Source organism: Furfurilactobacillus curtus, assembly GCF_045862785.1.
Taxonomy (GTDB): domain Bacteria; phylum Bacillota; class Bacilli; order Lactobacillales; family Lactobacillaceae; genus Furfurilactobacillus; species Furfurilactobacillus curtus.
The window spans coordinates 260,822-283,955 of record NZ_BQXO01000001.1 but is presented as its reverse complement, the minus strand read 5'-3'; the positions used below and the strand labels follow the sequence as shown (position 1 = coordinate 283,955).

Here is a 23,134-nt window from a genome sequence, read left to right as displayed (position 1 = left end):
GCTCAGGATCTGAAAAAATTTTGTGTTTGCTTAATGATTTCGGCGGTTGACTGGTTTGTGACCCGTAAAGATTTTGGCAACGCCTTTTGCATTGTTAATCCATATCGTTTGGCAGTTAATCGTGCATCTAAAACCACCACTACTCCCCGATCTGTCTCAGAACGGATCAAGCGGCCAATGCCTTGACGTAGACGCAATGTGGCCTTAGGTAAGGCTGACGCATAAAACGGGTTATGTCCATTAGCTTCCAATTGCGCATTAGTCGCCGCCACGAGCAAATCTGTTGGCGAATCGAATGGTAATCGTGTAATGATCACAAGCTCCAATGCCTCATTAGGCAGATCAATACCTTCCCAATAACTGGCTGCCCCGAGTAAAATGGCATTATTTTCTGTCGTAAAGCGTTTTAAATTCTTCTCTCGACTACCTGTCACTCCCTGAGCATATACCGGCGTTTGCGTATCATCCAACAAACCATGGGTTAACTCTCGATAAACTTCGTTAATGGCAGCTAGCGAATTAAACAGGACTAAGGTTTGCCGTTTCGTTGCCATCGTTAACTTGGCAATTGTTTCGGCCCAATAGTGATATTGCACGTCTGGGCGCCCCAGGTTCATCGCCGGCGCATCACTGGCCACCAAGAGGCGAGCCTGACGCTCATAATCAAATGCCTCTGGTAAGCGTTTTGTCGTGGTGGCGTCTTTATCTAAATCTAGCTGCGCCATAAGGTAGTTTGCCCGACTTGAGGTGAACAGCGTTGCGCCCGTGAAGGTCGGCCGCTGAAAATAGTGATAGACGTGGTCATTTAACCAACCTGCGGCCATCAATAACCCGCCACTTAATTCTAAACTTGTGGAATCCCCATACTGATTTTGTTTCAGCCAGTAAACATGACTGGTTTTTTCTTCACCTAATTGTTCATAAAAAAGCTGCAATTGGGCAAATAAGCCATCAATTTGCGCCAAGGTTTGTTCGAATTCATGCATTAATGCCTGATCAGAAGTCAGCCATTTACGCTGATTGGCAGCAAAACGCCGGCGGAGCTTGGCCACATTGGTCAATAGTGGCGTTTTGGCCCCCATCAAGGCGGCAAATGCCCCAGATTCGTTTTGAAAGAGTTGACGTAAGGATGCATTGTCCACCAGTTGTTCAACAATGCGCGTACCCTTGGCGGTCATTTGCGCCCTCATCAAGAATTGTCGATACAGCGCTTGGGCAAATTGATCAAGGTCGGCATCTAAGCGTACTAAAATTGTCGCCAGCTGTCGCAATGCATTCGTTGCCGCGCTGTCTTCATCAAACATCGCCGTCAAATGATGGTCATGTTGATTAAAGATGTTCGCCTGTGCGTGATGGAGCAATGAAATCCAGTCATGAAACCGGACTGTCTCTCGATGATGGGTTGCCGCAACATCCGGTAAGTGTTGGGCCTCATCAACCAGTAAAAAGGGGTGGTGACCTAATAATGTTTCCAGTTGTGCGGCATTTTGACTCAAATACGCGTGGTTAACCACTACCAAGTTGGCCTGACGAATGCGATTATCCAAACGGCGTAAATAATCATCTTCATAGAAGGGATTCTTCTTAGATAGACTAGCCAAGCCACGATGGGTAATTTCCTCAAATAACGGGGCCCGATATGAATTCAAGTGAAGCTCGTCTAAGTCACCAGTACGAGTATCAAGCAACCAGACTAAGATACGTGCCTTTAAAAATTGACTCTGTTGTGAATGATCGGGAACATTTAATACGGCAGAAAAACGGGATAGGTCAAGATAGTGGTGACTGCCCTTTACCGCGACGACATTGAAAGCAAATGGTAACATCTGTCGTAATTTGGGGACGGTTTCGGTCATAAATTGCTCTTGAAGTAACGTCGTCTGTGTGGAAATGACGGTCGCCGTCCCAGTTTGTGACAAATAAGCAAAAGGAACCGCGTAACCTAACGATTTTCCAATACCGGTGGGTGCCTCGATGATCAGATTATGGGTATTTGGATGGCTATAATTGTTAAAAATGGCGTTCATCATCTTGGCCTGACCATCGCGCCAGTCGATGACTGTCCCCCATTGTTTTTGCTTAGCAACTTTTGATTTTGGAAATGCGCGTGGTTGCCCGAGATCAACCGGTTTAATCGGGTCCGGTTCATGTAAAACCAGCCGAGCCCGAACATACTGCCCTGCTGGCAATTTAGCCGGTTGACGGCGGGCCATCGTCAAAGCCGTTTGAAATATCGTAGCCGTATCGGCTGGCAGGGATAAATGCAAAGCGATCAATTGACGTAATGTATTAATGGGTAGTTCGCGTAATCGTGTTAGCAAATCAATAAGCAAAATTGCCGTGGCATCCGCATCCGAGTCGGCAGTATGTGGCTGATCGTGCTCAATTTTAAAGTGGGCACTTAGGTCCCGCAAACGAAAACTAGTTAAAGTTGGAAATAGAATTTGCGTCAATGTCACCGTATCAATGGCCGAGATTGACAAGGCTGGATATCCGACTCGGCTAAATTCTGCATTCAAGAATGGAAAATCAAAATTCACATTATGTGCCACGAACACGGTTCCTTGTAGCATGGCATATAAAGAGCCAGCAATGTCGTCAAAATAAGGCGCGTGGCTGACTACTTTATTCGTAATCCCCGTTAAGTGGATAATATTATTGGGAATGGAGCGTCCCGGATTAACTTTTGTACTATAACGATTAATGACGCGCCCTGATTGCACGAAAGCACAGCCAATCTGGATAACGCGATCACCATCATTTACACTGGTTCCCGTTGTTTCAATATCAACTACGGCATAGATTGTGTCAGTATTCATCGAATTTACAAACGCCTTTCATCAAAACGCCATGTGTACAGCAAATGTACCGCGGATAAACGGTTTGACGCCTTGATTTCATTTATCTAATCCTTAATCTAGTCTTATTCTACTCTGATTAATGACGCTGGCAAAGACTTCCTCCGTTATTCACGCGCCCACCGCTGTGGTATGATAATGTTCGTAAATTATCAAAAGGGGTGAACGATTATGCAAACTGGTCATGGCCGCGCCCATGCCAAAATAATCTTGATTGGCGAACATAGCGTTGTTCACCAGCAGCCCGCTATCGCCTTGCCACTACAAGGGCTGCCGGTAACGGCCATCTTAACAGCTCACAAGTCTGAGCAGCAATTAGTCAGTGATTACTTTAGTGGCGCATTATCCGATTTGCCAGGGCAATTCTCAGGCATTCACGTCCTGCTTGAACGGCTACTAAATCGTTTCCACGTGCCTAATTTAGGTTTTGAATTGGAACTAACTAGTGATATTCCTGAAGAACGTGGGATGGGATCCTCTGCAGCGGTTGCAACGGCTATCACGCGTGCTGTTTATGACTTTTTTGACATACCACTTGACCAAACAACGCTGCTCAAAACAGTTAATATCGAAGAAGTAATTACTCATGGGACCCCATCAGGTATTGATGCGGCGACAGTTAGCGCAAATCGACCCATTTGGTTTATTAAGGGGCAGCCGCTCCAAGAGTTGCCGGTTAACTTATCGGCTACCTTAGTGGTCGGCGACACTGGTGTCACGGGACAGACTGGACTAGCCGTAAATTCGGTGAATGAACTTCTGACTGACGACGAACGGCCGCACATTGGCCAAAATCTCGTAAATCATCTGGGCCAATTAACTTGGCAAGCTGCGACTTGTTTGCGAGACAACCAGCCTGAACGACTTGGTCAGTTGATGAATCAGGCTCAGGTCGATCTAGCAGCGCTGGGCGTTAGCCACCCGGTTATTGAACACCTGGTGTCGGTTGCTAATCGAGCTGGTGCCTTAGGCAGTAAGCTTACTGGTAGTGGCTTGGGCGGATGTATGATTAGCCTCGCTGCCAATCAGCAAAGCGCTAGAAAAATCCAGCAGGCACTATTGAATGCTGGTGCAATTGCCACTTGGATTGAACCCTTTGGGCATTCCGAGTCGTTGTAATTGAATCCACCAATATCATTCAACCATCAAATTGACCAACAAGTCTTAACTAATTAATTTATTTAAAGAGGAATTTTTTAATGACCATTTCAACCACACCAATCACTGCTCGCGCCCATACGAACATTGCGCTAGTGAAGTATTGGGGAAAAGCTGACGAGCACTTGATGCTGCCAACAAATGATTCAATTTCTTTAACATTGGATCAATTTTTTTCAACCAACACGGTTCAATTTGACCCAAGATTAACCGTTGACGAGATTAATTTGGATGGAATCTCATTACCAGCCGACGGACAACAACGAATTCGCCAGTTCATGGATTTGGTTCGGCAGCGGGCGCGCCAAACAATGTTTGCGCACATCACGACGACTAATCAAGTTCCGACCGCTGCAGGATTGGCGTCATCAGCCTCAGGTTTTGCCGCATTGGCCGGAGCTGCTGCTAAAGCAGCGGGCTTGTCAACGGCCCCTCGCGACTTGTCACGTTTGGCTCGACGTGGGTCTGGCTCTGCAAGTCGATCGATTTTTGGTGGCTTCGTCCAATGGCACGCTGGCCATAACGACGAAACTTCCTTTGCGGAGCCGATTGTTGAAGCTGTAGATTGGCCGATTCGGATGATTGCAGTGGTTGTTTCACGTCAAAAGAAAAAAATAAGTAGTCGAGTTGGTATGAAGGCTTCACAGCAATCCCCCTATTTTCAAGACTGGGTGCGCCTGGCTAATGCAAATATTGCACCGATGACAGCCGCATTGCTTAAAAAAGATATAAACCAAGTTGGTCGAATTGCTGAGCATAACGCGATGTCGATGCATGCGACGACGCTTAGCGCGACCCCACCATTTACATACTTTAATGCCGATACATTGCGTGTCTTCGATATTGTCGGCGACTTGCGCAGTGAGGGCGTAAACTGCTATTATACGATGGATGCCGGTCCAAACGTTAAAGTCATCTGTGAGGATCAGGATGTTGAAACGGTCTTAGGGCGCTTGCGACCAGAATTTGGTCCAAACAATCTTGTGGTTGCAAAACCAGGCCCTGGACTAACCTATCGATAAGTTTAAATTTAACTCTTGACGATGTTTGCACGCAGTTTGCCGGTGCATACATTTTTTGTCTTTGAAAGGACATGATTAATTGATTAGCGTGCAAGCACCCGGAAAGCTTTATCTCGCGGGAGAATATGCGGTTGTTGAAGCAGGCTACCCAGCCATTATCGTTGCCTTAAATCAATTTGTAACGGTAACGATTGAAGAAAGTCAAAACTTTGGCACGATCGATTCCGAGCAGTACAAAGAAACTTCAGTTAATTGGCGCCGCTCTGGCGATGAATTAGTTTTTGATAATCGCGACAATCCTTTCCACTATCTGTTGTCGGCGATTCGCTTAACTGAGTCTTATGCTCGTGCCTGTGGCCGTGATTTGAAATTTTATCATCTATCTGTCAATTCTCAATTGGATAGCAAAGATGGCAAAAAGTTTGGTTTGGGTTCATCGGCGGCCGTCACAGTGGGCACCGTTAAAGCCCTCTGCAAATTTTATCAATTACCGATCACGAAGGATACATTATTTAAATTAGCGGCTATCGCGCATCTTGATGTCCAAGGAAATGGATCCTTGGGCGATATTGCTGCGTCTGTTTATGGTGGCTGGATTGCCTATCATTCCTTTGATCACCAGTGGTTAGCTGAACAACGCCAACAATTATCCTTAATTGATCTGCTCGCCTTAGATTGGCCAGGATTATCCATTGAATTGTTGACGCCACCTGACGATTTACGCTTGTTAATCGGTTGGACTGGTTCACCAGCGTCTACTTCTCACCTAGTTGATAAAGTAACATGGGCAAAAAGTGTGGACCAGATCGAATATCGACACTTTTTGACGGCTAGTCGTGACTGTTTGAATCGAATGATTGACGGTTTTCGTCGCGGTGCGATTGATATTATTCAACGTGAGATTCGCACTAACCGTCACCTCTTACAACATTTGAGTTCCTTCAGTCATGTTCCGATCGAAACGGTTGCGTTAAATACACTTTGTGCGATCGCTGAAGATCATGGTGGTGCTGCCAAGACATCTGGTGCCGGTGGCGGCGATTGTGGTATCGTTTTAATCAATCGACACGAAGCAATCGACACCTTGCTCCAAGACTGGGAAGCAGAAGGAATTACCACCCTACCGTTGAGTGTTCATAACGTGTTGGATTTAGTCTAGTTGTTAATTAGTTATATTACTTTTACACTAAAATTGGTGGACGAAGATATGGAGTGTCCTTATGGCAAAAACAACCCCATCGGCCCATGCTCATCGTAAGGATGAACATCTTGCCATCGCCGAAAAACGTTTCAAAACAGCGGCCTCGGCTGGCTTTGATCAAGTTCGACTGATTCATCGAGGGCTGCCCGAATTGGATCAAAATGACATCCGTATGAAAAGTCAGTTTGGCGATTTGTCGTTGGACTGGCCCTTTTACATTGAGGCAATGACCGGCGGATCGCCACGAACTGGGATTATCAATGAACAGCTTGCCCGCGTGGCTGCTGCTAGTGGCATTGCCATGGCGGTCGGTTCGCAAAGCATTGCGATTAGCGAACCGGAGCAACTGAAAACCTTTAAAACTGTCCGTGAAAACAATCCTAATGGTGTGATTTTTGCCAATGTTGGCGCGGGTGTTTCAGTGGCAGTTGCCCAGCAAGCCGTTGAGATGATTCAAGCCAATGCCTTAGAAGTTCATATCAACAGTGTTCAAGAACTGATCATGCCTGAGGGTGATCGTAACTTTCACTGGTTGGCCCGCTTGACTAACTTGATTAACGCGGTCGACGTCCCGGTGATTGTTAAAGAAGTCGGCTTTGGGATGAGTCGCGAAACCGCGGTCCAACTTGAGCAAAGTGGTATCAAGTATGTAAATATTAGCGGCCGAGGTGGCACAAATTTCGCCCAAATTGAAAATGAGCGACTTGTCGATCACCACCTGGATTATCTTAGCGATTGGGGACAGACAACGGTTGAGTCCTTGCTGGAGCTTCAGAAAACCCCCTTACATGTTGCAGCCTCGGGGGGCGTGCGAACACCGTTAGATGTCATTAAATCTTTGGTGCTAGGTGCTGATGCAGTGGGCGTAGCTGGCTACTTTTTACACGAACTTATGACCAATGGTGAGACTGCACTACTCGCTTTAATTCAACAATGGCAACAAGATCTGCGTAAGCTTTACCTATTAGCCGGTTGTCAGACCACTGCTGAACTACGGCAAGCCCCTTATATTTTGAGTTCAAACTTATTATCTTATCGTCAGCAACGACAGTTCTGATTCACTTCAAAAAACTTAAAAACGACTTTTCACTTCACAAAAAGGAAAAGTCGTTTTTAAGTTTTTTTGTGATTTAATCAGTGAAATGCGGCTGAAAACGTAAACCCTTGGGGTACCCATTTTTGAGTGTTTGCCCCACGACTTTACCAAAACCGATCCCGTTACCATTGACGGTCGCTAATGTCCACCCGTGCCCTGGTTCAGTGAGGGACACCGTATCACCATGAACAAAGTCACCCCACTGCGACCGGTCCAGCGCCACTCGGGGGCTATAGTGGGTTGGCTGAATCGCTAAGGCCAACGCAAACGCTGGCTCAAAACGGTTCTTCTTCAATGTCCCTAAGTGTAAGCCGGGGCGGATAATTCTTAGACGACCTAGATCTGGTGTGTTAGCCGGCAAAGCCGACAACTGATCACCAAAAACAACTAATTGTTCATCATTGATGTCTGTTAACCCATGCTGTTGAGCAAAATCATGCCACAGAGATAATGCGGCAGCATCCGGCCTTGGCAGCCGGGGTTTAGCCCATTTTCGTTTGGTAACCTCGCGATCACTGCGGCGAATGAGGCTGGCGATAAAGTGCCCTTCACCGTTTGCGTGATGCGGAAAAACTCGCCCAGCTCGTGCTAATTGAGGTTGATTATCACCCCAAGCTGGGCGCGCTGCCTCTAATCCTGGAAATAGCGGTAAGTCGACTAATTCAAATTCAGGATAATTCTGCAATAGCCAGGCCATCATTTGTTCGTCCTCTTCAGGAGCGAAGGTACACGTTGAGTAAATGAGGTGTCCACCTGGTTTGACCATTTTAACGGCTTCACTTAAGATTTCTTGTTGCCGTTGGGCGCAGATCTTCGGATAGTCAAGCGACCAAAAAGTCATAGCTTCTGGATCTTTGCGAAACATGCCTTCTCCTGAACAGGGCGCATCAACCACGACTTTATCAAAAAAATTAGGCAGTTGTGCGGCTAGGTGTTCAGATGTTTCATTGGTTACCACAGCATTGGTAATCCCAAACCGCTCCACATTTTCTGATAGCACTGCTGCCCGTTTAGCAAAGATTTCGTTAGTTAATAACACCCCTTGACCAGCTAATCCTGCTGCCAGTTGAGTGGTCTTACCACCTGGAGCGGCACATAAGTCTAAGATCAACTCGCCAGGCCGCGCATCAGCAACTGCCCCGACTAACATTGCCGAGGGCTCTTGACTATAAACAACCCCCGTCGTGTGATCAGGTGTGTGCCCACTTACTTGACCAAAATAACCGTTAGGAACGCCAGTTGGCTTGTTCAGGCTAAAATCAGCCGGCACTGCATTTTCTTTTAATGGATTGGTGCGAAAACCGTGTTGAACCGGTTGATCAAAACTGGCCAAAAAATCCGCCGCTTCATCCTCTCCCATCAAATGCTGATATTTTTGTGCATAACCATCTGGTAATCGCATCAAATTCTCCTTCCTCATCCTACAAAACCTCAAATAATTCTACACCGGCATGGACTTCACGTCACGTCCGATGTCCTTGTTAAGCAACGACTTGACTAAGATTGGTTGCCGATTCATGTTTTTTTCGGTATGGTGGTTATCATAAATTAAGTTAAGTCAGCCTGCCAGGAGGAATTGATCCGTGAGTCGTAAATTAATTGCTATTGATTTGGATGGGACCACGCTAAATAACCAGTCCATAATTTCACCATTAACTAAACAAGTACTACAACAGGCAAGTGCTGCCGGACATATCGTCAGTATTGTGACTGGTCGTCCTTATCGAATTTCGCAGCAATTTTACGATGAGCTGGGTCTTCATTCTGCGATGATTAATTTTAATGGGTCGCTGGGCCATTTACCTCATCACCAATGGACCAAGGAATATCAATATACGATCGATCGCGAGATTGCACTAGATTTGTTAGCTCATCAACAAGATCTGGGCATCGAAACAATTGCGGCAGAAAACAAGGCACACGTTTGGGCCAATCATCAAAGTGATGGTACGATTGATTTTTTCCCAAAAATCCTGAGACAGCAGCAAGTCCTTAACGCAACAAATTTAACGGATAATCCGACCGCGCTGACGCTTTATTTCTCGGAATCACATCGAAAACAACTCATTGAGGACTTGCTTTCCCGTTACGGGAAACAGATTGATTTAAACGTCTGGGGCGGCCCATGGCCTGTTTTGGAAGTGGCTCATAAAGGCATCGAAAAAGCGACGGGTCTTGAATTTCTTGCGCAAACTTACCAAATTGATCGCGAAAACATCATAGCTTTCGGTGACGAGGGCAATGATCAATCGATGATTGCTTATGCCGGCTGGGGTGTCGCAATGGCCAATGGGATTGATGACTTAAAAGCCATCGCCCAAGATGTCACCTCCGTCGATAATGATCATGATGGCCTTGCTCACTATCTGCAAGAATATTTGAGTTTACCAACACTGCTGGCAGAGGCGCAATGATTGCAATTTGTCGGTGAAAGCGCCATCATAAAGTTAACCAATCAGTTGAATTGATGCTTATGGCTGCTAACCGCCATCTAAGGGGGAATTTTCATGACTGAGGAAAACGTTCTGTTTAACCCAGGGGACGCGATTGCTAATGCCCATGATTACAACGAAGTTTATCAAAGTGCTCAAATTTATAAACATCATAACCCGCACACCCTCTTTATTGTTTCGGAAAGTGATGGTACACCGTACGTTTTATTTGATCAAGATGCAGTTACAAATCAGGGCCACGACCAAAAGAAATATCGCGTTATTAAAAAAATGTAGTTTTAAAAAAGATCGTTTCTTTAGCCATCAAGGCTAAAGAAACGATCTTTTTGACTGGACTTTAATCGGACCCAGTCTGTCTCAAACGCTGCAGTAGATAGACGGCAACAATTACAAGCACTGATCCGATAACTTCCATTACACTAATTTGTAAGTGAAAGAAAATAATACTAAGAATAAATGTGACTACCGGCTGAACCGCATCTACGATGCTGATGACGGCCGAGGGAGCAAAATTCAAACTATAAAGTAGTGTGGAAAATGCTAAGATGGTCCCCACCAAAATAACACTGCCAATAGAAGCCACTAGTTGTGGTGTAATAGGCGGCGTATCCACCCAAAATGGACGCGCTAAGTTAAATAGGATGCCACTGATGAACATTCCCCACCCTAACACGACAATCGGCGAATGCTCCGCCACGATTGCCCGTGGTAAAACGACATAACAAGCCGCGGTGACCCCCGATAAAATGCCCCAAATAATCGAAGGAACTGGGACTGCCAGCGTATGGATGTTTCCCTTTGTAATCGCTAAGAACACACCTAATAACGCAATGGCAAAGGCAATTAAATCTGAACGCATGGGTAATTCTCGTTTAAACACCAAGGCTCCTAAGACGATGAATAGCGGGCTCAGGTACTGCAAAATTGTCGCCGCCGAAGCATTACCCGTTTTGATACTCATATAAAAAGTAAAGAGATTCGCCATCAAGCCTAACAATGCGTAGGCGACTAGCCAACCGACCAATCGCCAGGATTTAAATAGCGAAAAAATCCGATTGCGTTCTTGAAACCAACCGATAATCAATAAAATAGTTCCAGCACCTAACGTACGTACCGATAAAAACCAGGTGGCAGGAATATTTTGTCCTTGCGAAATGTACTGAAGAATGGTCCCCGAAATTCCCCACATCGTGGAGGCAAACGCGGCCCAAAAGATTCCTTTAGAATAATTTTGTGCTTTCATGTGACTTCCTTACTTCAAAATAGACTTATAAAAATAAACGTTCACTAATGCTCAAATGCTTGTGCAGCTTTAATCGCTATTTGCCAACCTTGGTACAGTCTAGAACGTCGAACGGCTGACATGGTCGGCACAAATTGTGCACCATCGGCATACAATTTGCGCAATTCTGCTTGATCGTGCCAAAAATCCACCGCCAGGCCGGCAAGAAAAGCGGCGCCCAAAGCGGTTGTTTCATTGATCTTTGCACGTTGAATGGTTGTATTTAAAATATCTGCTTGAAATTGCATCAAGTAGTCGTTTTGAGCAGCACCACCATCCACATGTAAGGTCGCAATTGCCAACCCTGTGTCTGCGACCATGGTGTCCACGACATCCCGTGTTTGATAAGCAATTGCTTGTAAGGTGGCACGAACAAACGCGGCTTTGCTGGTTCCACGGGTCAACCCGAAAACGGCACCGCGCAATTCTTGATCCCAATATGGGGCTCCTAATCCAGTAAAAGCGGGCACCACATAGATACCATCATCGCCTTCAACTTGATTGGCAAGCTTTTCTGTTTCAGTCGCAGATGTTACTAGTGCAAGGCCATCTCGCAACCATTGGACTGCAGAACCAGCAACAAAGATGGATCCCTCTAAGGCATAATTAACCTGCCCATTTAATCCGTAAGCAACGGTCGTTAAGAGCCCCTTATTCGAGAGGATCGGCTGTGATCCGGTATTCATCACAATAAAAGCGCCAGTACCATATGTGTTTTTGACATTTCCTTCATCAAAGGCTGTCTGTCCGAATAAGGCGGCCTGCTGATCACCGGCGATCCCACAGATCGGTACCGAAACACCTGACATCGTATAGTCAGCTGTATAACCATATATCTCTGACGAACTACGAACCTCCGGCAGCAACCCTCGTGGAATGTTAAATGTTGTTAGTAGCTCTTGATCCCACTGCAGCTCATGAATATTAAATAGCATCGTCCGACTAGCATTAGTATAATCTGTGGCGTGTACTTTGCCCCCGGTTAATTTCCATAGCAACCATGTATCGATTGTCCCAAATAGTAAGTCACCATTTTCTGCCCTTGTTCGACAGCCGGGCACCTGATCAAGAAGCCATTTGATCTTAGAGGCGGAGAAGTATGAATCAATGACCAATCCCGTCTTCTGATGAATTTTATCCGCCAGACCAGCTGCTTGCCAGTCGTCTGCAATCGAGGCTGTTTGTTTTGATTGCCACACGATTGCATGGTATACCGGTTTACCAGTTTTCTTATCCCAAATGATCGTCGTTTCTCGTTGGTTCGTGATCCCGATTCCGCGAATTTTATACGGTGGAATGTGTGCTTGGATGAGGGCATCAGCCATCACTGATTGGACACTTTCCCAAATTTCTTCCGGATCATGTTCGACCCACCCTGGTTTGGGAAAATATTGGGGGAATTCCTTTTGCGCTTTGCCGATTACTTGACCTTGATGATTAAAAATCATGGCCCGACTGCTCGTGGTCCCTTGATCAATCGCCATCACGTACTGTTCATCGTTCATAAATTGACTCCTATCTGCCGTTATGAAATTAAGCCTCTGTTAATTTTAGCAAATTTCAAGGGATCTATTCCACCCGATTCCGCATTTGACGTAAACGTTCTTGAGTCGCTTCATCGAAAAAATTACCACTGACATCAACAGTTGTGACGAGATCCATGAAACTTTCTGGATCAATGCGATTTACCGTGTTTTTTAAATCATAAAGTTCATAACGGGAAATAACGATCATTAACGTCGCGTTTGTCTGATTGCTGAACCCACCACGTGAAGGTAAGACGGTAATGCCGCGAAATAAGTGACTGCGCAAGTCCTGAATCATCTCCTCAGGATGACTAGTAACAATTAAAGCAGTCATTTTTTGGTGTCGCGTATGAATTGTGTCCACCATGCGGGAAGTCGCATAGATTGTGATAATCGTAAATAAGGCATTTTCCCAACCAATAAAAAAACCAGCAACGGCAACAATGCCTGAATTCAACAACAAAGTTAAGGTGCCAATAGACCGGCCTGTCGTTTTTTGTAACACCATTGCAATAATATCCATGCCACCGGTTGAAAAACCAAATCGAAAAGGAAATCCGATGCCAATACCCGTTAGGATGCCGCCAAACAGCGCATTTAGCAATGCATTATGCGATACGCTCACCTCAGGAATTACAATGGCTAAAATCGAGGTCACGATTGCGTTGGCAAAACTCCAAGCGGTGAACTTAGGTCCAATTTTATGCCACCCCATAATGCCGATTGGTAAATTAAAGGCAAGAATGAACCAACCTGTTGAAACATGGATGTTAGTTGCTACCAATCCCCAATGTAACAGTTGAGCAATCCCATTTAGACCGCCTGAAAAAATATCGCTAGGAATTAAAAATTCATTTAACGCGACTGCACAACAAATCGATGAAAATAAGAGAATTACGATTTTAATGAGGCCATCTTGATCTTGCCAACGTGCCATAAGCGCACTCCTCCGTTTGTTTTAATGTTCCAATTAAACCACATTCTTCTAATGTCTGACCACCAGATTTACCAGTTAATCACAGAATTACCCTTGTTACGTCATTTCCATGATGAAGCTTGGTTAGAAATCAGCATGAAAGCCCTTAAAATAACGAGTGAAACCAACTGGTGCGTCGCTTTTCTGCTACAATTTACTTTAATGTAATTTTATAAAATTATGCAAGGCCACAGACGTCTTGCTCGTCAATAAAGTGAGGTTTTGATGAATGGAGCAACTTTTTGAACGGCGTCCCTCCGCCTGCACGAGTATTTTAGTAGGCCGTTATGCAACTCTCGACGGCTCGATTATGATTGGTCGCAATGAAGACAGTAAGCCTTCCTGGCCTAAACATTTCGTGGTCCACCCCCATCAAGTATTTGATACCCCTCAGCCATTTCAATCCAACGATAATGGTTTTAAGGCAACCCTGCCTAAAATTGCTTTACGGTACACTGCCACACCTGAATGGACGCCAAAATTCGGGCTGTTTGAAGAAGATGGGATTAACGAAGCCAATGTCGCCATGTCGGCAACCGAAAGTGCCTATTCGAATTCAACTGTCTTAGCCGCTGACCCCTTCGTCACCGATGGACTAAACGAAGAAGCTATGGTTACTGTGGTCCTCCCATACATCACGACCGCGCGCCAAGGAGTTAGCCGTTTGGGTTCACTTATTGAGGCCGCTGGTACCGCAGAAACGAATGGGATTTTATTTGCAGATCAACAAGAAGCTTGGTATATGGAAACTGGGGCTGGTCACCAATGGGTTGCTCAGCGTATTCCAGATGATGGCTATGCCGTGGTTGCAAACCAATTGGCCATCCAGGAAGTTGATTTCGACGACCCGGATAACTTCATGACTGCCTCTGGACTTGCCGAATTTGTTAAAACTAATCGATTGAATCCAGACCAAGATGGCTTTAACTGGCGACGAATTTTTGGAACGCACACCGTGGCAGACGAACACTACAACACACCACGTGTTTGGGCTGGTCAGCGGTTGTTCAATCCCAGTACTGTTCAAGATCCGATGAATCAGGAATTACCATTCATCCGTTATCCAGAACACAAATTATCCGTCCACGATGTTCAAGGTTTTCTAAGCAACCATTATGAAGGAACGCCTTATGATCCGGTTGGACAGGATGAACAACATAAACATGACTTTCGTCCGATTAGCTTGGCTAAGACACAGGAAGCCCATGTGCTCCAGTTACGGTCACAAAAAGATCAACCCAATTTAGTTGGAATTCATTGGTTGGCAATGGGCGTGGCCGCACAGAGTTCATTTGTACCATTCTACAGTGCCGTTAACGATACACCTGCCGCGTATCAGCAGGGACAAGCCACTTATTCGCCCACCAGCGCTTACTGGACCTATAAACTGGCGGGCATCTTGTGGGATGCACACTATCAACACTTCAATACGCTTTATCAACGCGTACAAACTGATTTAGCTGCCCAACTGGCCGCTCAACTGCGAGCTACCGACCAGATTGCTATTCAACAGGCTTCAACTGATCAACTCGTTTTTTTAACTAAATCAAATGAACGGATGGCTAAACAAGCGTTAACCGCGTACCAGTCACTAATCGGGCAACTAGTGACTGAAAGTACTGATTTTTCACCACTCAATTTCAAAACGGATGAAAAATTATAAAGGTAATATTCAATCGTGGAATAAATCAAGCTCGATGACATGAAATGAGGTTTCACAATGGAAAATGAATCAAGCAACAAGAAGACCTTAACGCTTGGTGCACTTGTTTTAATGATCTTTACGACTATTTTTGGTTTTGGTAATACCCCCACGGCTTTTGAGCAAATGGGCTATGGGGCAATCTTCTGGTATTTGTTAGGCGCACTACTATTCTTCCTGCCGAGTGGCTTGATGTTTGCTGAGTATGGTGCCTCTTTAAAGGGCTCTAAAGGTGGGATCTACTCCTGGCTAGATGCCTCAATTGGGGAGCAGTGGTCCTTTATCGCGACCTTTATCTGGTTATCCGCGTGGATCATCTGGCAAGTTATGATTTCCCAGAAAGTTTGGATTACGCTTTCAACAATTTTGACGGGCAAAGATACCACGCCAAGTTGGCATCTTTTCGGATTAAACTCCACCCTAACAATTGGCTTACTGGCCATTTTGTGGATCATTGGTATTACGTGGGCGGCCTCTCGAGGCATGGAATCCATCGCCAGAGTCTCTTCGGTCGGCGGAATAGCTGTTATGGCATTAAATGTCATCTTAGTGCTGGCGAGTTTAATTATTCTAATTGCCAATCATTTTCAGCTGGCCCAACCTATTAATCACTTGTCGGACTTCGCGACTTCTCCAAATCCGCAATTTCAAACCCCAATTGCCATGATCAGTTTCGTGATTTATGCCATTTTTGCTTATGGTGGTTTGGAATCAATCGGTGGGGTAACCGACTCACTCGATCAACCAGAAAAAACCTTCCCGAAAGGAATCTTGATTGGGACTTTGGTGATTGGGATTGGTTATTCGCTAACGATCTTCTTATGGGGAATTTCGACAAACTGGAGCATGGTTATTGCTCACGGAAATGTCAATTTGGGTAACATCACTTATGTCTTGATGGGAAATCTGGGTGACGTCTTAGGGATCGCACTAGGCCTGAGTGTATCCAGTGCCCATGTCCTTGGTGAAGTCTTTTCCCGTTTTGCTGGAGTCAGCATGTTTTTGGCCTACCTTGGTTCTTTCTTTGTGTTAATTTACTCACCCTTGAAATCTTTCATTTTAGGATCACCAAAGGCACTTTGGCCAAAGAAAATGACGCGCCTGAATCGCCATGGCATGCCTGAATTTGCGATGTGGATGCAGGCAGTAGCTGTGATCGTATTTATCACTGGAATCTCCATTGCCTCAGTATTAACTCATCAAGACGCTAAATTTTTCTACAATGTTTTAACTTCCATGAGCAATGTGTCAACGACTTTGCCATACTTGTTCTTAGTTGGCGCTTTCCCCTACTTTAAACGAGAAGATTTGCCACGTCCGTTCGTCGCTTATCACTCACATCGCTGGATGCTGTTTGTCGTAACGCTAGTTATGATTACTTTGAGTGTCGGGATTGGCTTTACTATTTTACAGCCCTTCTTAGTTAAAGATTGGGTAACCGCCATTGCTACCGTTGCTGGTCCGATCATTTTCGGTGGCATCGCTTGGATCTTCTATGCCAACCGGGAAAATAATTTAGACGATTAGTTTGAGGTACCTTAGGCTGGAAAAGCCTTTAATTTTGAAACTATTCCCAATGCACTTTCTCCTTATTCTCAGTGTTTGCAAAAATTCAAGTCACGTACGCTTTGAGAATCAACTTAAAATTAAACAAGCTCCGAAATAGTCCACAATAAAAAAAGCACGTTGGATTGACGATGATTAGTCAATCCAACGTGCTTTTTAGCATAGATCAAGCGCAAATCTTAACGACGTGCTTCCTTGATCCGAGCCGCTTTACCATGTAAGGCACGTAAGTAGTATAACTTACTACGCCGAACGCGACCATGACGGGTAACTTCCACATGATCAACTCGTGGTGAGTTAACTGGGAAGGTTCGTTCAACCCCAATCCCGTTACTGATCTTACGAACAGTGTAGGTTGCTGAAATACCAGCACCATGACGCTTAACGACAACCCCTTCGAATAACTGGATCCGCTCACGGGTCCCTTCAACGATCCGGGCGAAGACCCGTACAGTGTCACCGGCGCGGAAATCAGGCATGTCATCGCGTAATTGGCTAGCGGTGATCTTTTCAATTAATTGGTTCTGTCTCATAATGAGCTTCCTTTCACTCGAGGTTCATTCACAGTCGCGCTGCCAGCGGAACATCGGTATTATGGGCTAAATCGCCACAAAAAAGCGTACCACAAAACTCGAGTGGTTGTAAAGCTAAATTCCTTTACAACCCAGACTAAAACACAAATCATAATCCATTTCGTACGCTAGACATTAATAACGATCATTTGCCACGGGTTTCTTCATCAATAATATCATTTAATAAACGCTGTTGTGCCGTCGTGAGGGTTGCTGAAGCAAGTAAATCCGGGCGTCTTTGATACGTGCGTCGTAATGATTCACGCATGCGCCACTCATCAATCAATTGATGATTACCGTTGGTTAAGACTTCCGGTACCAACCGCCCCCGAAAATCAGCCGGTCGCGTATATTGAGGATATTCAAGCAACCCATTGCTAAAGGAATCACCAGGGGCTGAATCCATGTTTCCTAACACATCGGGAATCAAACGCACGGTCGCATCAATCATGACCATGGCGCCTAACTCACCCCCGGTTAAAACATAATCTCCCAGTGATACCTCATCAGTCACTAGTTCGCGAATGCGTTCGTCATAACCTTCATAATGTCCACAGATGAAGGTTAAATGTGATTCCGTCGCAAATGATTCGGCCACCTGCTCCGTAAATGGAGTTCCAGCTGGATCTAACAAAATAACCCGTCCACGATTTCCCGCATCCTGCTCAACATGATCCATCGCGTCAAAAATCGGTTGTGGCATCAATAGCATCCCTGCCCCACCACCATAGGGAGTGTCATCAACGTGATGGTGGCGATCGGTGGTAAAGTCGCGAAAATCAGTGACGTTAATGTCAAGGATTCCCTTATCAACTGCTTTGCCTACAATCGACTCTGTTAAAGGGCCACTAAACATATCAGGGAATAAACTTAAAATGTCAATCCTCATCATCTAGCCCCGCCATCATCTCGATATTGATCGAACCTGCTTGAATATCGACCTTTTTGACGACTGGATCAATAACCGGTAATAATAGATCTGACTTCCCAGGACGTTTAACAACCCATACGTCATTGGCTCCCGGCGCCAAGATCTCTTTGACAACTCCAATTTCTTGTTGGTGTTCATCAATGACACGTAATCCAATGATCTCGTGATAGTAATATTGACCATCCGGCAACGGTTGCTGCTGCGATTCGGTTACATACAATTCAGATCCCTTGTATTGCTCAACCAAATTAATATCATTTAAGCCCTTAAATGTCACCAGGATAAAAGATTTGTAAGTCCGCGATGAATCAATTGTCAGTGCTTCTTGTTTGGCCCCTGGTCGATTGGCCGTCACATAAACCATTTGACCATTAGCGAAGCGCTGCGTGGGGAAATCCGTGGTGGCAACCACACGTAGTTCGCCCTTTAAACCTTGGGTGTTCACGATTTTACCGATATTATAAAAGGCCACAATGAGTCCCTCTTTCATTCTGCTTGTCTGGCGATCGCAATCGCAAATCTATATCTATGCATAGGTTAGTTTAAACACGAATAGTATCAACTGAAAAGACCCTATCTCCCAAATTTCAGGAAATAGGGTCCACAAATGGAACGAGGTGTTTAAGCATTAGCAGCACAAGCTGGCAACAACTTCACCAGACTTGAATAAACCAATGTCTTACATATTCTCATCCATGATTAGTAGTCGCACGCGTCGATGATCGTTCGTCCGCACGCTATAAACCACTGTTCGAATTGCCTGAGCAACCTGACCATGATGACCAATAACAGCCCCAATATCACGGGGATCAACCTGCAGAGCATAGTCCGTGAAACGTTCTCCAGGTTTAACTGCGACCGTGATCGCATCAGGATGATCGACGAGTGGCGAAACAACAGTGACAATAAATGTCCTGACTTCTTCACTTGTTAATCGGTGCTCCTGATTAGAATTCATGCGCTAATCGCCTCAAATTACTTCTTAGTGAACTTAGCTTCGTGGTACTTCTTCATAATACCTTCTTGAGAAAAGATGTTTTTAACTGTATCAGAAGGTTGCGCACCATTGTTTAACCATTGCATTGCTAAGTCTTCGTCTAGCTTAACTTCAGCAGGGTTAACTAATGTGTTATAAGTACCAATCTGTTCGATAAACCGACCATCACGAGGTGAACGAGAATCAGCAACCACGATACGGTAGAACGGACGTTTCTTGGAACCCATACGTTTTAAACGAATTTTTACAGACATTGAAAATTCCTCCTAAATTTCTTAACGAGTCTTAGTTTAGCCAACCATCCGGGTGGTGTCAAGGAGTTTTTCTTTACACTTAAAATCTTCCTCCTGTCGGCTACATTGATCAGAAACTCATGTTTGTATAATTTCTGCTAAGAAGGTTAAACTCTGGTCAAGATTTATATGAACGGTCGGTTGTCTAAGCTTGATATGGTAAATTAACCGTAATCAAGTACCTGTGAATTCACCTGATGAAGGAGTCACTTATGCAAAACAATTCCGAACCTCAGATCAGCTTTACACATCCGCAACTTAGAATCGTTAAAACTGATGCCATCAGTCGCCCCACCAATGCGCGACTACTTCAAGCTGCTGGGGCACGTGCCATTGACAGTCGTGGCACAGACATTACTACTCATTTAAACGCCAATTTAGAAAATATTGACTTCTCAGTCGCTGGCCAGCATCAAGTTCCAGTTGCCGTAATGGACGACCGGGGTAATGTCGGTCGTGCCTATTTTACGCTAACGATTGTCAATACTGAAGCTGATTTAGACGGTCGATCCCCTATTGTCGTTGAATCGGCCCCTGCTTCTGCGGCTGCTAGTCAAGCAGCGACGCAAGCTGTTAAACCAAAATCTAGCCATCGGCGGCGCAATATGATCATCGGTGGATTAATTGCCATCATTGCCCTAGTCCTCATTATTTGGGGTGTCAACGCGCATAATCAGGCCCAAAATGAGGCAGCGATGGCTTCAGCGGCCAGTTCCTCAGCGGCTGCTGCTTCATCGTCGTCTGAAGCTTCTTCTCGTCAAGCAGCGCTAACGTCACAAAATAGTGGTCTATCAAGCCAAGTCTCAAGCTTAAAAGAACAGGTCAAGGCATTGAACTCAATGACCAAGCAATTACAGCAAGCGGTCACAGATTACAAAACTAGTAATGACAATGCACAGTATCAAGCCACGATTGCCTCGCTACAACAGCAGGTCAGCAATTTGCAAACCCAGGTATCACAGAGTAATGCTAATGCGGTTGTGCGTGGTACAGTTAGCTCTCAGTTAAATAAGCTATCCGACACCATGTCTGATATGGCTGACAGTACCTCCCCAACACAGGCCAGCGATACCCTAAAGGACAGCGGTGTAAATGGAATTATTAGTAAATTAGAGTCCTTAATCAGTTCGTTTTAAAGCACAGATTCGCCCCACAGAAATTCAACGCTCCACTAAAAACGCACCAGGCGACCATGGAAGTGGTCCGGCTGATGCGTTTTCTTTTGCTGATCATGTTTATTCAATGCGCTCAATTATTGAGGTTAAAGGGGCTAAACCGATAGCGATAGCCATGAGGATGGTGGGTCAGACCCGTAATTGACACTGTATATTGATGACCATTAATCACCATGAATGGTGGTCGGTAAGTGACGATCATCGCAAATTGCCCGTAATGTTGGCTACGATTGACGTGAACATTGTGCGCCCACTGCCGTTGATGTGTCGTGTCATCGCGAATTTCGACCCGTACTCGACCACTAGTCGCCGCATCAAGCGTAAAGTTGCTTGACCAATAAATTGGGTGGTCATGCTGCTGACTCACTAACATCGCTCGTGGAAACACACCAGCTGACGGATAATTAATAACTTGATTACGATTAGGTGTGATCGCTCGCTGACTCTGATCGGCAAAATAAATATTACTATAGCCAAAGGTCGATTTAGGCCGGTGTGCAATCCCAATGCCAATCGTGTGCACGACTGGTGAGAGCAACCAGGCACGATGTCCGGTGTTATTTCCTTCCACATTAAAATTATCCCGTAAATAATTTCCCATCGTTTGATCGATCCGTTCTGACATCACCATTTGACCGATATTGCTCGTCTCGGTCACTTGCTGCCCAACCGCCCACTGATTTTTGGTGACCAACTTAGGGCGCCGTTGTTTGATTAACCCATGACTAAATCCGTCGGCAGCTGCCATATCAGCTGCCGCCAACTGAGCCTGGTTGTTGGCGTTTAATCCATAACGAATACTCGGCAGACCCACGAGGGCTCTGTAAAAATTGACATAATCAAGTAACTCTCGTTGGTAAGAAGCTCGCAATTGACCAGCCTTCAGTTTAGGTGAAAAGCGTGGCCGTTGCTGATAGATATCATGATCAGAATAAGCTCGTTGACTAAGTTGATTATACCGATGTTGCCACTGCTTGATCTGTTGGGCTTGTGCTTGCGTATAACCTGCCACTTTTGCGGCCTGAACCGATGAGCCAACATTGCCGATAGCAAACCATAAACTGACCGCCACGATTAATATGAAACGTCCATGGAAATGAATATCACACTTAAAAATAAATTGTTTTTGTATCATTTTCTTTATCAAAATTACCTCGTCTAGTTGCCGGTATCATCCAAATCTTCTGTCAGCGGATCTTTAGGTTTGGCTAACGAGAGAATAAACACCGTACTTAAAATTAAAGCGCCACCAATGATTTGAGCGCCGTTAAAGCTCATCTTTAAGAAGATTACCGATAAGAGGGTCGCTGACAGTGGTTCAAACGCATCTAGTAAGCCGGCCGCCGTGGGTGAAATGAAGTTTAAACTGCCCAAAAAAGTCATGTAGGCCAAGCCAGTCCCAAAGATGACAATGAAACCAACGCCCAGCCACTCTAATCCCGATAGTTGTGGAACATTTACCCAAAACGGATGAATAACTGAAAATAGTAAGCCACCAAGCAGCATTGACCACCCTACAACAGTTAAAGTGTCATAGCGTTGTAGTAAACTGGCGGGCAACAAAGTATTGACAGCACCCGCTAAGCCTAGTAATAATCCAAATGTCAGCGCTAGTGGCGAGATGGCTAAATGCAATAAATGCCCCTTCGTCACCAACATCCAAGTGCCAAACAAGGCCAGACTGACCGCTAATACATCTGCAGGACGGGGGAAATCATGATGATAAAAAATGCCCCACAAAACAATCATCACAGTCCCTAATGTTTGCATAATCGTAGCAGTTGGCGCACTGGCAACTCGGACCGTTAAAAAGAAAATATATTGAACAGCCCCCATACCGACAATTGAAAAAATCACCATCAAGATCGCATCGCGGCGATGATGCCACAGATCAAAAACATGACGGCCTTGTTGTCGTCGGACCCACAGCAAAATCAAACAACCAGAAATCAACATTTTTAAACCCGTCAACCACTCTGGTGAAACCTGCCGATGCTGAAATAGAAATTGTGAAATTGGACCGGAAACACCCCATAGGAGGGCACCTGTGCTGGCCAAAATAACGCCCAATGTTTGTTGCTGCTTTTGTTTTCGAACCACGAGTACCTCTCCCTATGCTGCTCACTAGCTTAGCCGACAAATAACGATAGTAGTTTTAGTATAACAAGATTTGACTTGCAGATGTCCGTTGTTTTCAACGCTAACCTATGTTATTGTAAACCACAATCTAATTAAAACAGCTTATATAAGCGTCGTAATTGGTCGACTCGTCTCTACCCGGAACCGTAATTTCGGACTATAAGCCATTGTCGTCGACCACTGTCTC

21 protein-coding genes and 1 riboswitch are annotated in these 23,134 nt (G+C 45.2%); of the genes, 9 read left to right on the top strand and 12 right to left on the bottom strand.

The window, feature by feature from the left end; genetic code table 11:
* Positions 1 to 2 precede the first annotated feature (2 nt).
* Positions 3 to 2,819: a helicase C-terminal domain-containing protein gene (locus tag ACKTR2_RS01555; protein ID WP_407882274.1), complete on the bottom strand. Its 2,817-nt coding sequence runs from the start codon at positions 2,817 to 2,819 to the stop codon at positions 3 to 5.
* Between the two features lie 210 nt (positions 2,820 to 3,029).
* Here ACKTR2_RS01555 and mvk point away from each other — a divergent pair, with 210 nt between their 5' ends.
* The 4 genes from mvk (at position 3,030) to fni (ending at position 7,296) form a co-directional block, all read left to right on the top strand.
* Positions 3,030 to 3,977, top strand: a complete 948-nt coding sequence (gene mvk, locus ACKTR2_RS01550) for a mevalonate kinase (RefSeq protein WP_407882273.1) — start codon at positions 3,030 to 3,032, stop codon at positions 3,975 to 3,977.
* 80 nt (positions 3,978 to 4,057) lie between these two features.
* The gene (gene mvaD / locus ACKTR2_RS01545; RefSeq protein WP_407882272.1) at positions 4,058 to 5,038 is read left to right on the top strand and encodes a diphosphomevalonate decarboxylase; all 981 of its coding nucleotides are present in this window, start codon (positions 4,058 to 4,060) and stop codon (positions 5,036 to 5,038) included.
* 79 nt (positions 5,039 to 5,117) lie between these two features.
* Positions 5,118 to 6,197: a phosphomevalonate kinase gene (locus ACKTR2_RS01540; protein WP_407882271.1), complete on the top strand. Its 1,080-nt coding sequence runs from the start codon at positions 5,118 to 5,120 to the stop codon at positions 6,195 to 6,197.
* A 61-nt stretch (positions 6,198 to 6,258) separates the two neighbouring features.
* Positions 6,259 to 7,296, top strand: a complete 1,038-nt coding sequence (fni, locus tag ACKTR2_RS01535; protein ID WP_407882270.1) for a type 2 isopentenyl-diphosphate Delta-isomerase — start codon at positions 6,259 to 6,261, stop codon at positions 7,294 to 7,296.
* Between the two features lie 73 nt (positions 7,297 to 7,369).
* Here the strand turns inward: fni and ACKTR2_RS01530 are convergent, their stop codons facing one another.
* Positions 7,370 to 8,755, bottom strand: coding sequence for an RsmF rRNA methyltransferase first C-terminal domain-containing protein (locus ACKTR2_RS01530; protein WP_407882269.1), 1,386 nt, complete (start codon positions 8,753 to 8,755; stop codon positions 7,370 to 7,372).
* A 163-nt stretch (positions 8,756 to 8,918) separates the two neighbouring features.
* Here ACKTR2_RS01530 and ACKTR2_RS01525 point away from each other — a divergent pair, with 163 nt between their 5' ends.
* A complete protein-coding gene (locus ACKTR2_RS01525) occupies positions 8,919 to 9,749 on the top strand; it encodes a Cof-type HAD-IIB family hydrolase (RefSeq protein WP_407882268.1) in 831 nt (276 codons plus the stop codon).
* Positions 9,750 to 9,842: 93 nt separating this feature from the next.
* Positions 9,843 to 10,064, top strand: coding sequence for a hypothetical protein (locus tag ACKTR2_RS01520; RefSeq protein ID WP_407882267.1), 222 nt, complete (start codon positions 9,843 to 9,845; stop codon positions 10,062 to 10,064).
* Positions 10,065 to 10,125: 61 nt separating this feature from the next.
* Here the strand turns inward: ACKTR2_RS01520 and ACKTR2_RS01515 are convergent, their stop codons facing one another.
* From ACKTR2_RS01515 to ACKTR2_RS01505, 3 genes are all read right to left on the bottom strand, one after another.
* Positions 10,126 to 11,031 (bottom strand): DMT family transporter, encoded by a 906-nt coding sequence (locus ACKTR2_RS01515; RefSeq protein WP_407882266.1) that lies wholly within the window; start codon positions 11,029 to 11,031, stop codon positions 10,126 to 10,128.
* Between the two features lie 44 nt (positions 11,032 to 11,075).
* Positions 11,076 to 12,575 carry a glycerol kinase GlpK gene (gene glpK, locus ACKTR2_RS01510; RefSeq protein ID WP_407882265.1) on the bottom strand — a complete coding sequence of 500 codons (1,500 nt, stop codon included), beginning with the start codon at positions 12,573 to 12,575 and terminating at the stop codon, positions 11,076 to 11,078.
* A 64-nt stretch (positions 12,576 to 12,639) separates the two neighbouring features.
* Complete coding sequence (locus ACKTR2_RS01505) at positions 12,640 to 13,533, bottom strand: YitT family protein (RefSeq protein WP_407882264.1); 894 nt, start codon at positions 13,531 to 13,533, stop codon at positions 12,640 to 12,642.
* Between the two features lie 268 nt (positions 13,534 to 13,801).
* Between ACKTR2_RS01505 and ACKTR2_RS01500 the strand changes: the two genes are divergently transcribed.
* Positions 13,802 to 15,235, top strand: coding sequence for a C69 family dipeptidase (locus tag ACKTR2_RS01500; RefSeq protein ID WP_407882263.1), 1,434 nt, complete (start codon positions 13,802 to 13,804; stop codon positions 15,233 to 15,235).
* A gap of 57 nt (positions 15,236 to 15,292) precedes the next feature.
* Entirely contained in the window at positions 15,293 to 16,801 is a 1,509-nt protein-coding gene (yjeM, locus tag ACKTR2_RS01495) for a glutamate/gamma-aminobutyrate family transporter YjeM (RefSeq protein ID WP_407882262.1), read from the top strand.
* 218 nt (positions 16,802 to 17,019) lie between these two features.
* Here yjeM and rplS read toward each other — a convergent pair whose 3' ends face one another.
* From rplS to rpsP, 5 genes are all read right to left on the bottom strand, one after another.
* Positions 17,020 to 17,373: a 50S ribosomal protein L19 gene (rplS, locus tag ACKTR2_RS01490; protein WP_407882261.1), complete on the bottom strand. Its 354-nt coding sequence runs from the start codon at positions 17,371 to 17,373 to the stop codon at positions 17,020 to 17,022.
* Between the two features lie 184 nt (positions 17,374 to 17,557).
* Complete coding sequence (gene trmD, locus ACKTR2_RS01485; RefSeq protein WP_407882571.1) at positions 17,558 to 18,301, bottom strand: tRNA (guanosine(37)-N1)-methyltransferase TrmD; 744 nt, start codon at positions 18,299 to 18,301, stop codon at positions 17,558 to 17,560.
* Entirely contained in the window at positions 18,291 to 18,815 is a 525-nt protein-coding gene (gene rimM, locus ACKTR2_RS01480; RefSeq protein ID WP_407882260.1) for a ribosome maturation factor RimM, read from the bottom strand. Before rimM ends, trmD begins: the two co-directional genes overlap by 11 nt.
* Positions 18,816 to 19,022: 207 nt before the next feature.
* A complete protein-coding gene (locus tag ACKTR2_RS01475) occupies positions 19,023 to 19,301 on the bottom strand; it encodes a KH domain-containing protein (RefSeq protein WP_407882259.1) in 279 nt (92 codons plus the stop codon).
* Positions 19,302 to 19,318: 17 nt separating this feature from the next.
* Entirely contained in the window at positions 19,319 to 19,594 is a 276-nt protein-coding gene (gene rpsP, locus ACKTR2_RS01470; protein WP_407882258.1) for a 30S ribosomal protein S16, read from the bottom strand.
* Positions 19,595 to 19,845: 251 nt separating this feature from the next.
* Here rpsP and ACKTR2_RS01465 point away from each other — a divergent pair, with 251 nt between their 5' ends.
* Complete coding sequence (locus tag ACKTR2_RS01465) at positions 19,846 to 20,769, top strand: hypothetical protein (protein WP_407882257.1); 924 nt, start codon at positions 19,846 to 19,848, stop codon at positions 20,767 to 20,769.
* A 112-nt stretch (positions 20,770 to 20,881) separates the two neighbouring features.
* Here the strand turns inward: ACKTR2_RS01465 and ACKTR2_RS01460 are convergent, their stop codons facing one another.
* Both ACKTR2_RS01460 and ACKTR2_RS01455 read right to left on the bottom strand, forming a co-directional pair.
* A complete protein-coding gene (locus tag ACKTR2_RS01460; RefSeq protein ID WP_407882256.1) occupies positions 20,882 to 21,880 on the bottom strand; it encodes a CAP domain-containing protein in 999 nt (332 codons plus the stop codon).
* 86 nt (positions 21,881 to 21,966) lie between these two features.
* Positions 21,967 to 22,908 (bottom strand): DMT family transporter, encoded by a 942-nt coding sequence (locus tag ACKTR2_RS01455; RefSeq protein ID WP_407882255.1) that lies wholly within the window; start codon positions 22,906 to 22,908, stop codon positions 21,967 to 21,969.
* 121 nt (positions 22,909 to 23,029) lie between these two features.
* Positions 23,030 to 23,127, top strand: a riboswitch (purine riboswitch).
* Positions 23,128 to 23,134 lie beyond the last annotated feature (7 nt).

Bases quoted from the DNA above. Each gene is read 5' to 3' on its own strand.
- ACKTR2_RS01505 (WP_407882264.1), bottom strand. From the start codon at position 13,533: ATGGCACGTTGGCAAGATCAAGATGGCCTCATTAAAATCGTAATTCTC.
- ACKTR2_RS01520 (WP_407882267.1), top strand. From the start codon at position 9,843: ATGACTGAGGAAAACGTTCTGTTTAACCCAGGGGACGCGATTGCTAAT.
- ACKTR2_RS01515 (WP_407882266.1), bottom strand. From the start codon at position 11,031: ATGAAAGCACAAAATTATTCTAAAGGAATCTTTTGGGCCGCGTTTGCC.
- ACKTR2_RS01500 (WP_407882263.1), top strand. From the start codon at position 13,802: ATGGAGCAACTTTTTGAACGGCGTCCCTCCGCCTGCACGAGTATTTTA.
- ACKTR2_RS01530 (WP_407882269.1), bottom strand. From the start codon at position 8,755: ATGAGGAAGGAGAATTTGATGCGATTACCAGATGGTTATGCACAAAAA.
- mvaD (WP_407882272.1), top strand. From the start codon at position 4,058: ATGACCATTTCAACCACACCAATCACTGCTCGCGCCCATACGAACATT.
- glpK (WP_407882265.1), bottom strand. From the start codon at position 12,575: ATGAACGATGAACAGTACGTGATGGCGATTGATCAAGGGACCACGAGC.
- ACKTR2_RS01465 (WP_407882257.1), top strand. From the start codon at position 19,846: ATGCAAAACAATTCCGAACCTCAGATCAGCTTTACACATCCGCAACTT.
- rpsP (WP_407882258.1), bottom strand. From the start codon at position 19,594: ATGTCTGTAAAAATTCGTTTAAAACGTATGGGTTCCAAGAAACGTCCG.
- fni (WP_407882270.1), top strand. From the start codon at position 6,259: ATGGCAAAAACAACCCCATCGGCCCATGCTCATCGTAAGGATGAACAT.
- rplS (WP_407882261.1), bottom strand. From the start codon at position 17,373: ATGAGACAGAACCAATTAATTGAAAAGATCACCGCTAGCCAATTACGC.
- ACKTR2_RS01475 (WP_407882259.1), bottom strand. From the start codon at position 19,301: ATGAATTCTAATCAGGAGCACCGATTAACAAGTGAAGAAGTCAGGACA.
- mvk (WP_407882273.1), top strand. From the start codon at position 3,030: ATGCAAACTGGTCATGGCCGCGCCCATGCCAAAATAATCTTGATTGGC.
- ACKTR2_RS01555 (WP_407882274.1), bottom strand. From the start codon at position 2,819: ATGAATACTGACACAATCTATGCCGTAGTTGATATTGAAACAACGGGA.
- trmD (WP_407882571.1), bottom strand. From the start codon at position 18,301: ATGAGGATTGACATTTTAAGTTTATTCCCTGATATGTTTAGTGGCCCT.
- yjeM (WP_407882262.1), top strand. From the start codon at position 15,293: ATGGAAAATGAATCAAGCAACAAGAAGACCTTAACGCTTGGTGCACTT.